At 34.6% G+C, this 13,628-nt stretch carries 8 protein-coding genes; 4 read left to right on the forward strand and 4 right to left on the reverse strand.

Annotated features, from left to right (window positions below):
- The first annotated feature begins 2 nt into the window (after positions 1 to 2).
- Positions 3 to 1,313 carry a tRNA lysidine(34) synthetase TilS gene (tilS, locus tag SCB73_RS12240; RefSeq protein ID WP_320566508.1) on the forward strand — a complete coding sequence of 437 codons (1,311 nt, stop codon included), beginning with the start codon at positions 3 to 5 and terminating at the stop codon, positions 1,311 to 1,313.
- Complete coding sequence (locus tag SCB73_RS12245) at positions 1,313 to 3,412, forward strand: protein-disulfide reductase DsbD family protein (RefSeq protein WP_320566509.1); 2,100 nt, start codon at positions 1,313 to 1,315, stop codon at positions 3,410 to 3,412. The genes tilS and SCB73_RS12245 overlap by 1 nt, the downstream gene beginning before the upstream one ends.
- Before the next feature lie 182 nt (positions 3,413 to 3,594).
- On the opposite strand, the gene SCB73_RS12250 is transcribed toward SCB73_RS12245, so the two are convergent.
- The 3 genes from SCB73_RS12250 to SCB73_RS12260 form a co-directional block, all read right to left on the reverse strand.
- A complete protein-coding gene (locus tag SCB73_RS12250) occupies positions 3,595 to 4,920 on the reverse strand; it encodes an ammonium transporter (protein ID WP_320566510.1) in 1,326 nt (441 codons plus the stop codon).
- Positions 4,921 to 5,260: 340 nt separating this feature from the next.
- Complete coding sequence (locus SCB73_RS12255; RefSeq protein ID WP_320566511.1) at positions 5,261 to 6,568, reverse strand: amidohydrolase family protein; 1,308 nt, start codon at positions 6,566 to 6,568, stop codon at positions 5,261 to 5,263.
- A 37-nt stretch (positions 6,569 to 6,605) separates the two neighbouring features.
- Complete coding sequence (locus SCB73_RS12260) at positions 6,606 to 9,605, reverse strand: amidohydrolase family protein (RefSeq protein ID WP_320566512.1); 3,000 nt, start codon at positions 9,603 to 9,605, stop codon at positions 6,606 to 6,608.
- Positions 9,606 to 9,736: 131 nt separating this feature from the next.
- Here SCB73_RS12260 and SCB73_RS12265 point away from each other — a divergent pair, with 131 nt between their 5' ends.
- A complete protein-coding gene (locus tag SCB73_RS12265; RefSeq protein ID WP_320566513.1) occupies positions 9,737 to 10,714 on the forward strand; it encodes a Gfo/Idh/MocA family protein in 978 nt (325 codons plus the stop codon).
- Positions 10,715 to 10,818: 104 nt separating this feature from the next.
- Here the strand turns inward: SCB73_RS12265 and SCB73_RS12270 are convergent, their stop codons facing one another.
- Positions 10,819 to 11,841 (reverse strand): hypothetical protein, encoded by a 1,023-nt coding sequence (locus tag SCB73_RS12270; protein WP_320566514.1) that lies wholly within the window; start codon positions 11,839 to 11,841, stop codon positions 10,819 to 10,821.
- Positions 11,842 to 12,027: 186 nt separating this feature from the next.
- Here SCB73_RS12270 and SCB73_RS12275 point away from each other — a divergent pair, with 186 nt between their 5' ends.
- Complete coding sequence (locus SCB73_RS12275; RefSeq protein ID WP_320566515.1) at positions 12,028 to 13,563, forward strand: YifB family Mg chelatase-like AAA ATPase; 1,536 nt, start codon at positions 12,028 to 12,030, stop codon at positions 13,561 to 13,563.
- The last annotated feature ends 65 nt before the right edge of the window (positions 13,564 to 13,628 follow it).

Below are 13,628 nucleotides of genomic sequence, written 5' to 3' on the forward strand. Positions count from 1 at the left end.
AAATGTTTTCAAACTTTCAAAATCATATCGTTTCTCGTTTTCCATTTTTAGCAGAAAAAAAGCTTTTTCTGGCTGTCAGTGGCGGATTAGACAGTATGGTTTTGTTGCATTTGTTGAAAAAAATGCCTTATGAAATTGCCGTTTTACACTGTAATTTTCAGCTTCGCGGACTAGAAAGTTTTGGCGATCAGGAATTTATTCAGGATTACTGTAAGGAAAATAACATTCCGTTTTTCACTACCCAATTTGATACAAAAGCTTTTGCCGAAGATTATAAATTATCAACGCAAGTTGCCGCGCGTGAACTTCGATACAATTGGTTTTATGAGGTTTTGGAAGAAGAAAATTTCGATTATATTTTGACAGCACATCACGCTGATGATAATCTGGAAACCTTTATAATCAATTTAACCCGAGGAACTGGATTAGATGGATTAACTGGAATTCCAGAACAAAATGACAAAATTATTCGCCCGCTTTTGCCTTTTTCAAGAGAAGAAATTCTGAAATATGCCGAAGAAAATAATATGGAATGGCGCGAAGACAGCAGCAATGCTTCAAATAAATATCTACGAAATAAAATTCGTCATGACTTAATTCCGATTTTAAAAGAAATCAATCCTAATTTTTTGAATGCTTTTCAGAAAACGCAATCGTATTTGCAAGAATCGCAGGAAATGGTTGAAGATGCTTCGATTATGATTTATCAGCAGGTGGCAAAAGAAGAAGGGGAGGATATTCATTTTGATTTAAATCAGTTGAAAAAACTTCCGAATTATAAGTCCTATTTGTACCAATGGCTGAATGAATTTGGATTTTCGGCATGGAACGATATTTACGATTTGGTAAAAGGCCAATCAGGAAAACAAGTGCTTTCGGAAGAATTCAGATTGCTTAAAAACCGAGAAACTTTGATTTTGAGCCCTATTTCATACGAGCCTAAAAACGAAGAATTTGAAATTCATGAAAATGAGACAGAAGTTAATTTTCCCTTAAAAATGAGACTTTGTAACGTAGGTCACATAACAATAGAATCAAATAAGTCTATATTTGTGGATGCTGAAAAAATCCAGTTTCCTTTGATTCTACGTAAATGGACAGAAGGTGATGTTTTTCATCCTTTTGGAATGCAAGGAAAATCAAAAAAAGTGAGCAAGCTTTTTAAAGATGAAAAGCTGTCTCTGATAGAAAAAGAAAAAACATGGATTTTGTGCTCAAATGACCAAATTGTCTGGGTTGTTGGAATTAGGCAAGACGAGCGTTTTAAAATTGAAAATACCACAAATAATATACTAAAAATAGAACTGCAATAATGAACTTTAATCAATACCGCCAAGCGATAATGCCAAAAAACTACTGGAGTAAATCTCTTTTATTTTTACTGTTTTTTCTTTTTTCATTTGCAAAAAGCAATGCTCAAGTTTTAGAGCCAGTAAAATGGACTTCGAAAATTGAAAAAAAATCAGGAAACAATGCTGTATTAATTTTTGATGGAACAATTGAAAAAGATTGGCACATGTACTCGCAATTTACGCCAGAAGGCGGGCCCTTGGCGCTAGAAATTGCTTTCAAAAATCAAAAAGGAAACTACGAATTAGTTGGAAAAGCTAAAGAAGGAAAAACCAGAACAGCTTTTAATGATGTTTTCGGAGTAAATGAAACTTTCTTTGAAGGTAAAGCGCATATCGAGCAAGAAATCAAGATTATCAATCCAAATTTAAAAACAGTTGATGTCGATTTTGATTTTCAGGTTTGTAAAGAGGTTTGCATCAATTCGAATAAAAAATTCTCAATTGCGATTCCGTCGACTTTCAATATGGAAGCTGTTCCAGCAATAACAGAGGCGAAAAAGGATGAGACAAAAGTAGTGGGAATTGCGGTGGATACTATTGCAAAAGCTGGAGATACAGCAAAAGTTCAAGTAGTAAAATCAAATATTGAAGAGCCAATTTCTAAAGCTGATATGCCTGCTCCAGCACCTGCAAGAAGTTTATGGTCTATCTTTTTCTTTGCGTTTTTAGGTGGTTTTGCGGCTTTATTTACGCCTTGCGTTTTCCCAATGATCCCAATGACGGTAAGCTTTTTTACAAAACAAAGCAAAAGCAGAGCAAAAGGAATCAGAAATGCAATTATTTACGGATTATCAATCATCGCGATTTATGTAATTCTAGGATTGATTGTAACTAAGATATTTGGTGCTGATGCTTTAAATGCGTTATCTACCGATGTTTGGTTTAACTTAATCTTCTTTGTCATTCTAATTATTTTTGCAACTTCGTTTTTGGGAGCTTTTGAAATTATGTTGCCGAATTCATGGGCAAACAAGGCAGATCAACAAGCTGACAAAGGTGGCTTGATTGGTATATTGTTTATGGCTTTGGCTTTGGCAATCGTATCATTTTCATGTACAGGACCAATCGTTGGAACTTTATTAGTTGAAGCGGCATCAAATGGAGGAATTGCTCCAGTTGTTGGAATGTTAGGTTTCTCTTCTGCATTAGCACTTCCGTTTATGTTGTTTGCATTGTTTCCAGGATGGTTGAATTCATTGCCAAAATCTGGTGGCTGGTTGAATACGGTAAAAGTTGTTTTAGGATTTTTAGAATTGGCTTTAGCGTTCAAATTCTTATCAAACGCTGACTTGGTGTTGCAATTGCATTTCTTAGAAAGAGAAGTCTTCCTTGCAATTTGGATAGCCATTTTTGGAGCTTTGGCATTATATTTATTTGGAAAAATCACATTGCCTCACGACAGCCCAATTCAGCATATTTCAGTTGGAAGATTGTATTTAGGGATTATATCCTTAATATTTACTATTTATTTGATACCTGGACTTTGGGGAGCGCCACTGAAATTAATCAGTGCATTTCCACCACCACCACAATATAGCGAAAGCCCATTTGGAGTTGGAGGTTCTGGAAACTCTAGCGTGAATACTGGAGAAATAGAAGGTCTTCCTGAAGGAGCAGAATTAGGCCCGCACGGAATAATGGTTTTTCATGATTATGAGGATGGTATAGCTTATGCAAAAAAAATCAACAAACCAATTATGCTTGATTTTACGGGTTATGCATGCGTAAATTGTCGAAAAATGGAAAATAATGTTTGGTCTGATCCTTCGGTTTTGCCAATTTTAAAAAATGAAGTGGTTTTGATTTCTCTTTATGTTGATGACAAAAGAGAGCTTCCAAAAGATGAACAATTTGTGACAAAAGCAGGGGATGAAATCATTACAGTGGGCGATAAATGGACTGATTTTATGATTTCAAAATATAAAACGAATACACAGCCTTTATATGTACTTACTGATTTAGAAGGGAATAATTTGCATACTTCTAAACCAACAATTAGCTATGTTAGTACGCAAGAATACTTGCAATGGCTAAAAGAAGGAATTGCGAATTTTAAATAGTTTTTTAAAGAAGAAAGAAGAAGGGGAATAGATATAGTGAATGGAAAGAAATCTATGATCTAAAGTCTGCAATCTAAAATCTAAAATATACAAGCAAGGATTAATATTAATTCAAATGAAAATCCCTCTAAGTTTTAGCTTAGAGGGATTTTTTTGTAAAGGCAAAAAGAGACAATTAATTATTATAAGTACTCTCCGTGTTGAGAGATGTCTAATCCTAATTCTTCTTTTTCTTCAGTAACTCTTAGTGGAGTGATTTTATTTACAATGAAAAATAAAACATAAGAGCTTACAAAAGCAAATATTGATACAAGTACTAAAGCTTTCAATTGCGTTAAGAACAATGTTGCATCTCCAAAAATTAATCCTTCGTGGTCACCAACAATTGAGTTTACACTTTTAGAAGCAAAAACTCCAGTCAATAACATTCCAACCATTCCACCAACACCGTGGCAAGCGAAAACGTCAAGAGCATCGTCAATTTTTCCTTTAGGGAATTTGCTCACTACAATATTACTGATTACCGCAGCGATGATACCAATTGCTAAAGCGTGAGGAATGCTTACAAAACCAGCAGCAGGAGTGATGGCAACCAAACCTACAACTGCTCCAATACAAGCTCCCATCGCAGATAATTTGTGTCCTAAAATTTTGTCAAGGAAAACCCAAGCCATAGCAGCAGAAGCAGCCGCGATTGTTGTAGTTCCTAAAGCTTGAGAAGCAAGACTACCAGCTCCAGCAGCAGAACCTGCGTTGAAACCAAACCATCCGAACCATAATAAACCTGTACCTAATAATACATAAGTAATTCTAGCAGGGTTTACTTTTTGAACTTTACGTTTTCCTAAGAAAATTGCACCAGCCAAAGCAGCCCATCCAGCACTCATGTGTACTACTGTACCACCAGCAAAGTCAAGAACTCCCCATTTGAAGAATATTCCGTCAGGATGCCAAGTCATGTGGCATAATGGAGCATATATGAATAAGATAAATAAAACCATGAATAGCAAGTAAGCCCAGAAACGTACACGCTCTGCAAAAGCTCCTGTAATTAATGCTGGAGTAATGATTGCGAATTTTGCTTGAAATAAAGCAAAAAGAATCATCGGGATTGTTGGAGCTAATTCCCACGCTGTGTTTGCGCTTACTCCCTGGAAAAATATATTTGAAGAAGGATCTCCAATGAAACCGCCTATAGTTGGACCAAAACATAATCCGAAACCAATTACTACCCAAAGAACTGTAACAATTACCATTGCCATGAAACTTTGAAGCATTGTGCTGATTACGTTTTTCTTGCCTACCATACCTCCGTAGAAAAATCCTAATCCAGGAGTCATTAATAATACAAATGCCGTAGCAACAACCATCCATGCTGTATCACCCGTGTCTAATTTTAATTCAACAACATGAGCGCCTAATGTTTTTGATTCAGTAACAAATGAGATAGAAAAAATAGATAGTAACAAAATCGTGATGAGGATCACACTTAAAATAATTTTTCGCATAGTTATTTAGTTTTAAATTTTTTATAAAAGTATAAAATCATTCGACACCCCTATAAAAAATAGAGTCTATTGTTTGATTTTTGTTAATTTTAAAATTTGACCCCCTAAATTTTGCGTGTATATCTTAAAAAAGACTTAAATTTTACAATTTATTAATCTTGAAATGGGTAAAAAGTAGCATTTATGCAAATTCTTATAAAAAAAAGATACTATTATTCTTAAAATAATGATTTTTTCTACTCAAATCATTCAATGTGCCGCTTGAATTGTTTTGTTTTAAATAAAAAGGCATCAAATGAATATTTCAAATGATGCCTTTTTGGACTAAAAAAAAATCGTATTATTTCTGACCGAATTTTTCTTTGAATTTTCTGTTCAATTTATTTTGGAAAGTATCTAAATTGATATTTCTTCCTTGAATGAAAGCCGTTGTCAACTTGTTTGTACGCATATCTAATGCATCACCTTCAGAGATGAATAAAGTTGCATCTTTACCCGTTTCTAAAGTACCGCAAGTTGCGTCAATACCTAATAATTTTGCCGTATTTAAAGTGATTAACTGTACAGCGATTTCTTTGTCTAAACCAAAAGCGGCGCAAGTTCCTGCTAAAAAAGGCAAGTTTCTAACACTCATACGTTCGTGATCACCACTGTTTTCTAATCCTACAACAATTCCTTTATCAGTAAGCATTTTTGCCATTTTATAAGGCAAGTTGACATCTTGATCAGCGCTTGTAGGCATATCGTGTACACGTCTTAAAAGAACTCCAACATTATATTTTAATAGTTGAGCAGTTGCTTTATAAGCTTCAAATCCGCCAATAATCACAATTTTTTTTATTTGATTATCTGCAGCTAATTGAATGGCATCTACAATTTGCTTTTCTTCATCAGCATGAATATAAAGTGTCTGAGTTCCGTCAAACAATCCTTTTGTAGCTTCTAGAACAATATTTCTTTCTTTTGGAGTTGTTTGATTATACGCTTTTGCATTAATCAAGAATGCATTTATTTCTTCAGACTGTTTTGCATAATCTTTGTTTGGCTCAATAACTCCAGGCTCAAACCAAGATCCTGATCTTTTGAAACTTGATGGAAAGTTTAAATGAATTCCGTCATTTTCTTTTAAAATAGCATCTTTCCAGCTCCAAGCATCTAATTGCACGATTGATGAAGTTCCAGAAATTGTTCCACCGCGTGGCGTAACCTGAGCAATTAAAATTCCGTTAGGACGAACGGTTTCGACTACTTTTGATTCTGAATTATACGCAACAATACTTCTCACATTCGGATTAAAAGTTCCAATTTCTTCCTCATCATCAGATGCTTTTACAGCATCAATTTCTACTAAACCTAAAGTCGCGTTTGACGCAATAAAACCTGGATAAACGTGTTTTCCGGTTGCGTCGATTGTGGTGTCATATGCATCAGCGGCAAGTCTGATAGTGGTTGCATCGGCTACTAAAGTCAGTTTTCCATCTTTAAATCCGATTGCGCTATTTTGAATCACTTTTCCGTTCCCCAAGTGCGCAGTAGCATTTAAAATCAAAACCGATTTTGATTGCTTTGGTGCTGGAATTTGCTGTGCATTTAGTTGTACAGAAGCACAAAATAATAACAGCAATTTATATATGTTTTTATTTATCATGTTGTCTCTTTTTATCATTATGAATTTTCTAAAGCTCTTATAACTGTTCTAAAGTATCACAGTGATATTCTCTTTTCTCTTTTCTTGTTGGCGCCTGCGTGCTGTTTCCTTTGTTTTTTTCTTGCAGCATTTGTCCAATCAATTCGTTTCTTTCTTTAGTGATGGCTAATTGTTTTTGAGCATCTTTTTCGATATCAAAATAAACTACACCTTCAATAATTGTTTTTTCTGCTTTAGCATAAATAGACAATGGATTTTCGCTCCATAAAACAACATCGGCATCTTTGCCCACTTTCAAACTTCCTACTTTATCATCAATATGTAATAATTTTGCAGGGTTTAAAGTCACAAATTTCCAAGCATCTTCTTCAGATACATTTCCGTATTTTACAGCTTTTGCCGCTTCTTGATTTAATCTTCTTGACATTTCAGCATCATCAGAGTTGTAAGCAACGACTAAACCTTCATTATGCATAATTGGTCCGTTGTACGGAATTGCATCATTAACCTCAAATTTATAAGCCCACCAGTCAGAGAAAGTAGAAGCTCCAACTCCGTGTTCTTTCATTTTGTCAGCCACTTTGTAACCTTCTAAAATGTGAGTGAAAGTATTTACTCTGAAATTGAATTTTTCAGCAACATTCATCAGCATCAAAATTTCTGATTCTACATAAGAGTGACAAGTAATGAAACGCTCTTTGTTTAAAATTTCAGCAAGAGTTTGTAATTCTAAGTCCACTCTTGGCGCTTTTCCTTTTTTATTTCCAGCATTGAATTTTTTCCAGTTTTCGTCGTATTCTTTAGCCAATTGGAAATAATCTGTGAAAACTTGTTCAACTCCCATTCTTGTTTGAGGGAAACGCGTTGGATTATCAATTCCCCAGTTCGCTTGTTTTACGTTTTCACCCAAAGCAAATTTGATGAATTTAGGTTGGTTTTTATACAACATATCTTCTGCTGCAGAACCCCATTTCCATTTTACAATTGCAGATCTTCCGCCAATTGGATTTGCAGATCCGTGCAATAATTGTGAAATTGTAACACCACCAGCTAAATCTCTATAAATATTAATGTCTTCAGAGTTTACAACATCCTGAATGGTAACTTCGGCAGTCGAGTTGTGTCCGCTTTCGTTTACACCTTTAGAAATCGCAATATGCGAGTGCTCGTCAATAATACCGCTTGTGATATGTTTTCCTTTTGCATCAATTACAGTTGCAGATGCATCAGAAAGGTTTTTGCCTACCGCAGCGATTTTTCCGTTTTTGATCAAAACATCTGTTTCAGTCAAAATCCCTTCTTTTTCATTCGTCCAAACTGTAGCATTTTTGAATAATAAAGTTTGAGCCGTTTGTTTTTTAGTATCACCAAAAGCAACGTTTGGATACGTTACTGGCATTACATGATTTGGTTTTTCTGGCTTAATAGTATCTTTAACCGCCACAAACGGACTTGTTTTTACTGCGTTCCAAACCAATTCATCTCCGTTTGCCAAAACCGCTTTTCCAGAAAGTGCATCTGTTTTTTCAACAAATCCAGTTAAACGAGCAAAGTTTGATTTAATAGTATCTGCAGGTTTGATCACAAGTGAAACCCAGTTTTTTGCAATAGAAAAAGTGCTTTTTACTTTTTTAGCATCAGCAGTTGTGATTTCTGATTTTTGGGCATCAGCCGTTCCGTCGATTTTCCATTTATAAGTATCTTTTCCAACAGTCAAGTCATAATTGCCGCGAATGTCTTTTGCGTTGATATCATTCACGATATATTTGCTTCCTTGAACCCAGTTTTCATACAAAACTGTTTTTTCGTCAAAAATTTCACCCGAAGTAATGATGAAATTGGCAAAACTTCCTGCTTTCAAACTTCCAACTTCGTCACTTTTTCCTAGGATCGCCGCAGGAATTGTGGTTAACGCTTCTAAAGCTTTTGTTTTATCAAAACCATATTTTATTGCTTTTAATAAATTAGGTTTAAAATCTTCAATTTTTTTCAATTTGTCTGTTGTCAAAGCAAAAACAACTCCGTTTTCTGAAAGCACTTTTAAGTTTGTTGGCGCCTGATTCCAGAAACGCATATCAGCCAATTCAATTTGGTTTGACAAATATGGATTCGAAACATCATAAGCATCTGGGAAACTGATTGGAATAATGAATTTTGCGTTCGTTGCTTTGATTTCTTCGATTCGTTCAAATTCGTTTCCGCTTCCTTTCAAAACGTAGTTTAGGCCAAATTCTTTTGCAATTTTTGAAGCTCTTAAACTGTTTAATTTGTCTTCTGTTGCAAAAATCTGAACCAGTTTTTCATTGCTAGCCAAAGCTTCTAAAGACAAATCTTTGGTTTCAGAATTTCCTTTTTTGTACCAATCTAAATCCAAATACATTTGGCGTAATAAAGCCATCATACCCATCAAAGAGCTTGGATATGCTTGATTTGTCAAAGCACTTTTTGTAAAAGCGAAGTGATTTGTTAGTTTGTTAGAAATGATTTGTTTGCTGTTGTCTTCATTATTAAGAGCAACTAAAGCTCCAGTTCCTTGCGCGATTCCGTCAAGGGTGTGAGTTCCAACAACTCCAAAACCGGCTTTCAAAAATTCTTCCGCTTTTGGTTGGTCATACTTGAAAGTTTCATAACCGTTTACTTCAGGTCTAACGCTTTCGTTCCAGTAATAACCAGTTCTTTTTGTATCATAAATCTGGTTGCGGTTGCGTCCCGGAGGTAAGTTTGATTTTGGTTTTTCGATTCCAAAATTAGTATATACATCAATAAATGATGGGTAAATTGTTTTTCCTGCCAGATCAATTGTGATACTGTTTTTAGGAATTGCAATTGAAGTTCCAACAGAAACTACTTTTCCGTCTTGGATCAGCAATGTTCCCTTTTCAATTTTTTGAGTTGGTGTAACATAAATAGTGGCGTTTGTAAAAACCGTGTAATTTTTACTTTTGTTGTGCACACTTTCATTAACAGGGAAATAGTCTTGAGCATACGTTTTTGTTAAAAAAACGCTCAAAAAGAGTAGTAGTAGGGCTTTTTTCATATGGTATTAGCTAATTTGTTGCTAAAAATATGAAAATATGTTAGATAAGTTTTAATTTTCCAAAATGTTTTTTCTCTATTTTAGATAAGGATTATGGTAAAACGCTGATGTATAGTGTATATAGGACATTTATGAAAAATTCACAAAAAATAAAATGGGGAATAATTGGCTTGGGAAATATAGCCAATCAATTTGCTTCGGATTTGCTTTTGCTGGAAGATGCTGAATTGACAGCAGTTGCTTCTAGAGATTTGGCCAAAGCCAATGATTTTGCCCAAAAATTCAATTGCTCAAAAACATATGATTCTTATGAAGCACTTTTTGCCGATGAAGAAGTTGAAATTATTTACATAGCTACACCGCACAATTCTCATGCAGAATTGTCTATTAACGCCTTAGAAAATGGAAAACATGTTTTATGCGAAAAACCGATGGCGCTTTCGTATTCAGATGCAATCCGAATGATTGAAGCTTCAAAAAAGAATAATAAGTTTTTTATGGAAGCATTTTGGACACGATTTAATCCGTCAGTAAAAGAAGTTTTGCAACAAGTAAAAAATGGAGCAATTGGCGATGTGAAATACATCAATGCCGATTTTGCTTTCCGCGGAAGCGAGACAGAAAATCAAAGACTTTTTGACAAGAATCTTGGCGGAGGTGCTTTGTTTGATATTGGCGTTTATCCTTTATTTCTGTCCTATATACTATTAGGTATGCCAAAAGAAATTATTTCAAAAGCGATAAAACATAAAAACAATATTGATTTGCAGACTTCAATGATTTTGCAATATGAATCGGCACAATCGATTTTGCATGCTTCTATAGTTTCAGATTCTGATATGACAGCAACTATTGGCGGAAGCAAAGGAAGAATAGAGCTCAATTCACCTTGGTTTGTTGCCGATGGTTATTCTTTATTTATTGAAGAAGAAAAAGAAGCTGTGATCAGTTTTCCGGTTTTAGGAAAAGGATATTCTCATGAAATTATGGAATGTCATCATTGTATTCGAAATGGCCAAATTGAAAGCAAACTTTGGGCGCATGAGAATAGTTTAGATTTGAGTAAGATTGTAGAGGAGATTAAAACTCAGATTAAATTGCGCTTTTAGTTTAGTTTTTAATAATTTTTTAAAATACAGAAATTATTACAAAACAGTTTGTAGAATAAAAGCTTTCCTTTTGGAAAGCTTTTAATATTTAAGTATTACTTTTTCTAATTTAGTGATTTTTGTATCATTTCGTTTGGTTCAGGTTCCATAGCATAAATTTTGTAACCTTTTTTGAATAATTTGTAAACCGGTATTGCGTATGATAATGTTAAAAATTGTCTTTTTTGGTTAACATTTCTTGTGCCTAATTCAGTTCCGACTCCTATTTGAAAATCTAAGACTGCAAAATTAATTACAGGAGCAAAAACGTTTTTAGATTCTTCACCCGTTCCAGCCGAAAACAGGAAACCAAGATTTACGCCGAATCTATTTCTGAATTCCTCATTGATAATTTCACCAGTATTATCACGTGTTCTTTCCAATTGCCCCCAATAGTAGCCAACACCTGCACCAATTGAAGTAAAAAGAAGTATGTCGCCTTGTTTTTGACTATCACCTTCAACAAAATTAAATCTAACTAACGGAATTGTAAAATTTGTTGATAATATTTGTGAGCCATATATTAAGGTTGTATTTCTTAGAGCTAATTTTTCAGCTTTGTATGACTCTACTTTTGAAACTGCTTCACTAAAACTAGTGACATCAGCATCAATTTTTTCAACTTTGTATCCGCTTTTTTTAAGTTCAGCAGTTAGTTCATCTATTCTTGCTTTTTCCTTTTTTTCATTTTCTTCTTCAATTTTTTTCTTTTCCGTTTCTAAAAGCAAAATTGTTTGATTTGCCGATTCTTTTTTATTTTCATACTCCAATTTTAGTTCATCAGGTGATAAAACTTTTTTGGATACTTTAATTGATTCCGAACCACTACTATTTTTTGAATAAATATTTATTGTTGAGCCAACTTTAAATAATGTTGGAGATTCATATTTAAAAAAATTATTTGCGTCTGCCTTAACACTTATTGGTTTGCTTCCATCACCAAGATCAATGTAAACTGTTGAATCGTCATCAATTTGTCCAAAAATCGACATACTGCTGACGAAAATGTTTTTTGGTGGAGGAACTGTTTGAGCATTTGTATAATTTAAAAATAGCACGAAAATTATTAATAGTAATTTTGTTTTCATAGTTTTTATTTTTGGATTTGTTAATGTAAATTTATGAAAGTAAATCTTGTTAAAAACAGGTACAAATACCTGTTATTTAGAATTTGAATAATTATTCAAAAAGTCACAATCTATTTTTTTTGTACTAAAATATTTACAATAACTATTTTTTCATTAGCTTTAAAAACAATTAATGAAAGAATAATTATGCTAGTAAAAGTTTACGGAAGTGCCGTTTTTGGAGTAGAAGCAACCACAATCACGATTGAAGTCCACATGGATAAAGGGATTGGTTATCATTTAGTTGGGCTTCCAGATAATGCTATAAAAGAAAGCAGTTTTAGAATTGCGGCCGCTTTAAAAAACAACGGATTAAATCTGCCCGGAAAAAGAATAACCATAAATATGGCGCCCGCCGACCTTAGAAAAGAAGGTTCGGCCTACGATTTACCGCTCGCAATGGGAATTTTAGTAGGCTCCGACCAAATAAAAGCTCCCGAAATCGAACAATATATTATTATGGGCGAACTTTCATTAGACGGAAGTTTGCAGCCTATTCGTGGCGCTTTGCCCATTGCCATAAAAGCAAAAGAAGAAGGTTACAAAGGATTTTTTCTGCCAATTCAAAATGTAAAAGAAGCTGCAATTGTAGCCGGACTTGATGTGTATGGCGTTTCGAATTTGCAGGAAATAATAGATTTTTTTAAAGGAAAAGGGACACTTCAGCCCACAGTTATCGACACTCGAACTGAGTTTTATAAAACACTAGATTTCCCTGAATTTGATTTTTCAGACGTTCGCGGACAGGAAAGTATCAAACGTTGTATGGAAATTGCAGCAGCAGGAGGGCATAATATTATTTTAATTGGTCCGCCTGGAGCGGGAAAAACAATGCTGGCAAAACGTGTTCCCAGTATTTTGCCTCCAATGACTTTGCGCGAAGCTTTGGAAACAACTAAAATTCACAGTGTTGCCGGAAAATTAAAAGAAGTCGGATTGATGAATCAGCGACCGTTTCGTTCGCCACACCACACGATTTCGAACGTCGCGCTTGTTGGTGGCGGAAGTTATCCGCAACCGGGTGAAATTTCAATGGCGCATAATGGTGTTTTATTTTTGGATGAATTGCCAGAATTTAAACGCGATGTTTTAGAAGTAATGCGTCAGCCATTGGAAGATCGGGAAGTAACCATTTCTCGTGCTAAATTTACGGTTACCTATCCATCATCGTTTATGCTTGTGGCGAGCATGAATCCGAGTCCGAGTGGATTTTTTAACGATCCAAGTATGCCAAATACCTCTTCGCCACACGAAATGCAACGTTATATGAGCAAAATTTCCGGTCCGCTTTTAGACCGAATTGATATTCATATCGAAGTAACTCCAGTTCCTTTCGAGAAATTAGCCGACGACAGAAAAGCCGAAAGCAGTGTAGAAATCCGAAAACGTGTTACGGCAGCGAGAGAAATTCAGACCAAGCGTTTTCAGGAAATTGAAAACATACATTATAATGCTCAAATGAGCAGTAAATTGATTCGTGAGTTTTGTGTTTTAGATGTACAATCAAAAGAATTACTGAAAACCGCAATGGAACGTTTAAATCTTTCCGCGCGAGCTTACGACAGGATTCTGAAAGTCGCGAGAACAATTGCCGACTTAGATAATTCAGAAAATATAGTTTCACACCATATTGCCGAAGCAATTCAGTATAGAAGCTTAGATCGTGAAGGATGGTTGGGGTAATTATAAATTGTTAATTATAAATTGTTAATTATAAATTGTTAATTGTGAATTATTAATTGTGAATT

Origin of the sequence: Flavobacterium sp. KACC 22761 (genome assembly GCF_034058155.1) — a bacterium.
Taxonomy (GTDB): domain Bacteria; phylum Bacteroidota; class Bacteroidia; order Flavobacteriales; family Flavobacteriaceae; genus Flavobacterium.

Bases quoted from the DNA above. Each gene is read 5' to 3' on its own strand.
- tilS (WP_320566508.1), top strand. From the start codon at position 3: ATGTTTTCAAACTTTCAAAATCATATCGTTTCTCGTTTTCCATTTTTA.
- SCB73_RS12245 (WP_320566509.1), top strand. From the start codon at position 1,313: ATGAACTTTAATCAATACCGCCAAGCGATAATGCCAAAAAACTACTGG.
- SCB73_RS12250 (WP_320566510.1), bottom strand. From the start codon at position 4,920: ATGCGAAAAATTATTTTAAGTGTGATCCTCATCACGATTTTGTTACTA.
- SCB73_RS12255 (WP_320566511.1), bottom strand. From the start codon at position 6,568: ATGATAAATAAAAACATATATAAATTGCTGTTATTATTTTGTGCTTCT.
- SCB73_RS12260 (WP_320566512.1), bottom strand. From the start codon at position 9,605: ATGAAAAAAGCCCTACTACTACTCTTTTTGAGCGTTTTTTTAACAAAA.
- SCB73_RS12265 (WP_320566513.1), top strand. From the start codon at position 9,737: ATGAAAAATTCACAAAAAATAAAATGGGGAATAATTGGCTTGGGAAAT.
- SCB73_RS12270 (WP_320566514.1), bottom strand. From the start codon at position 11,841: ATGAAAACAAAATTACTATTAATAATTTTCGTGCTATTTTTAAATTAT.
- SCB73_RS12275 (WP_320566515.1), top strand. From the start codon at position 12,028: ATGCTAGTAAAAGTTTACGGAAGTGCCGTTTTTGGAGTAGAAGCAACC.